Raw genomic sequence first — 2,495 nt, 5'->3', positions numbered from 1 at the left:
GCATCAGGATCTGCCGACGGTGCTGCGATGCCACGCCGCGGCGTTCGATGCGATCGGCGGCGTCCCACGCGAGATCCTTTACGACCGAATGAAGACTGCGGTCATCGGAGAAGGCGAAACGGGCGGCATTGTTTATAACCGCGCTCTGCTCGATCTCGCCCGCCATTTCGGCTTTCATCCAAAGGCCTGTAAACCATATCGGGCCAAGACGAAGGGAAAGGTCGAGCGACCATTTCGCTATATTCGTGAAGACTTCTTCCTGGCGCGCTCGTTTCGCAACCTTGATGATCTTAACACCCAACTGCGGCAATGGCTGGATGTCGTTGCCAACGCGCGCGTGCACGCCACAACGCAGCGCGTCGTCGTCGAGGCATTCGCGCAAGAGCGCCTTCATCTGCGTCCCTTGCCACTGGCTCCGTTCCGATCGGTTCTGCGGCTTGAGCGCAGGATATCCCGAGAGGGCATGGTGAGCGTTGGTGGAAACGCCTACAGCGTGCCCGACGCCACCAGAAGGCGGCTCGTCGAAGTTCACACCTTGGCCAATGAGGTTCGAATCTTCGAAGACGGTGCGCTGATTGCTGTGCATCCGGTGTTGGAAGGTCGCCATCAGCGCCGCGTCGAACCAGGACACAGAACCCTTCGCTCACCGCCGCGATCGCGACCGCACGTCAACAGTGACGAGATCATTCTTCATGGATCCGGAGACAAGGTCACACAGCGGCCGCTCGCCTTCTACGACGCCGTCGCCAGAGCCATGGCACAGGAGAACCGCCCATGAGCGCCGCTCTCGATGCCGTGCCGTCGATGATCGACCGCATTCGCCATGACCTTGTCGGCTTGAAGATGCCACGTGCCCTTGAAGCACTCGACCATATTGTCCGCCGCCTGGAGCATGGCGAGCTGTCGGCGCTCGAAGCGATCGACATTCTCCTTTCCGAAGAGCTGACCCTGCGCGAGAACAGTCGCATAAAGACGGCGTTGAGGATGGGTCGGCTGGCAACCATCAAAACGCTCGCCGGCTTCGATTTCTCCTTCCAGCCCTCCCTCGATCGCGATCGAATCTTCACGCTCGCGCAACTGGGTTTCGTCGAAAGGCACGAGGCCGCCCATTTCCTCGGGCCGCCGGGAACCGGCAAAAGCCATCTGGCTATCGCGCTCGGCGTCGAAGCTGTCAAAGCGGGCAAGAGTGTCTACTTCTGCACCTTGGCCGATCTCATTGCAGCGCTGTCCAGGGCCGAGCGCGAGGGACGGCTGCAAGAACGCATCCGCTTCTTCTGTAGGCCAAGTCTGCTGATCGTCGACGAGATCGGCTATCTCCCGGTCATCGCCGGCGGCGGCAATCTGTTCTTCCAACTCGTCAACGCCCGCTACGAGAAAGGGGCAATGATCCTGACGTCCAACCGCGGCTTTGCAGAATGGGGAGATGTTTTTGGAGACGCAGTGGTCGCCACCGCGCTTCTCGACAGGCTTTTGCATCATGCCGTCGTCGTTCAGATCGAAGGATCAAGCTACAGGCTGCGCCAGCATGCCGAATTGATGCCTGAACACGTCCGTTCGAAAGCCCTGATTACTCCACCGTCCTTCGCGCCACCATCACGGCCGCGCGGTCGGCCGCCGAAAAATACCCAGTTCTCCATGCCGTCCGAGACGGCATAATTGGGGAATTTTACTTCGGCACTTTTGGGGAAATTTCACCCGGTATTGACACGGCTCTGGCGTTCCCTCGCGGCGGAATACGGTGTGGTTTCGCCGAAGTGGCTGTTCCATTCTGTGCGCGACGGCAGCAAGCCTACTTCGCGCTCTGCAGCGTTCAGGGACGTCCGGGAGACCGCCGAAATGGCTGGGTTGCCGCGGCCCGACGAAGTGAGCCCGCATGTGTTGCGGCATGCCTTCGCCACCCACCTGCTATCAAACGGGGCCGACCTCAGGGCGATACAAGCGCTGCTTGGACACGAGGACATCGGTACGACGGAGATTTACACCCATGTCGACCAAAGAAGGTCGATCGACATGGTGATGCGGCTTCATCCTCTCGGGGCGGGCTAGGGCTGGTCCCCTGCCCTCTACATCAAGCCTACCCCGAACGATTGAAGCTGGGCCGTCGGCCCCGGCTTCAGGTTCCTGTTCGATGGCCTCACTCCCGCGGGGAGGCCGAAGCTAGGGCCGGCGCGTCTTGGGATGGCGTCCTGCAGGTTGTGTGCGTCAAGTTCTGCAAAAAGGGGCGGCCAAGAAGCTGGTCATGCGGCTTGGCGCAGAGCGAGCTTCTTGTGCTCGCGCAGATCGTCCATGTTGATGTAGCGGTTGGCCTCCATCCAGTTCTCGTTGGTTTCGACGGCGAGTGCCCTGACCAGGCGCAGGCAGCTTTGGGCGTTGGGGAAAGATGCGCATGACATAGGTGCGTCGACGGATTTCCTCGTTGAGGCGCTCCAGCATGTTGGTGGACTTCAGGTGCTTGTGGTGCTGGCGCGGCAGGCAAAAGAAGGTCAGCGTGTATT

The 2,495-nt window shown here is 60.5% G+C and carries 3 protein-coding genes and 1 pseudogene; 3 read left to right on the top strand and 1 reads right to left on the bottom strand.

Annotated features, from left to right (window positions below; translation table 11 throughout):
* The 3 genes from istA to EOA24_RS43510 all read left to right on the top strand — a co-directional run.
* Positions 1-778, top strand: a 778-nt coding sequence (gene istA / locus EOA24_RS34210; RefSeq protein ID WP_127410603.1) for an IS21 family transposase, incomplete at its 5' end; no start/stop codon positions are given.
* A complete protein-coding gene (istB, locus tag EOA24_RS34205) occupies positions 775-1,656 on the top strand; it encodes an IS21-like element helper ATPase IstB (protein WP_127410602.1) in 882 nt (293 codons plus the stop codon). The genes istA and istB, both read left to right, overlap by 4 nt.
* Positions 1,657-1,740: 84 nt before the next feature.
* On the top strand, positions 1,741-2,046 hold the full coding sequence (locus EOA24_RS43510) for a tyrosine-type recombinase/integrase (RefSeq protein WP_348633097.1): 306 nt from the start codon (positions 1,741-1,743) through the stop codon (positions 2,044-2,046).
* Positions 2,047-2,237: 191 nt separating this feature from the next.
* Here the strand turns inward: EOA24_RS43510 and EOA24_RS34195 are convergent.
* Positions 2,238-2,495: pseudogene (locus tag EOA24_RS34195) on the bottom strand (transposase); the annotation flags it as partial.

The organism is Mesorhizobium sp. M2A.F.Ca.ET.039.01.1.1, from assembly GCF_003998035.1.
Lineage (GTDB): Bacteria > Pseudomonadota > Alphaproteobacteria > Rhizobiales > Rhizobiaceae > Mesorhizobium.
Note: the sequence above shows the minus strand (reverse complement) of the source record. Positions and strands in the feature narration are given on the sequence as shown.

What these genes read in the sequence shown, in the direction of transcription:
- istB (WP_127410602.1), top strand. Translation starts at nt 775, where the DNA reads ATGAGCGCCGCTCTCGATGCCGTGCCGTCGATGATCGACCGCATTCGC.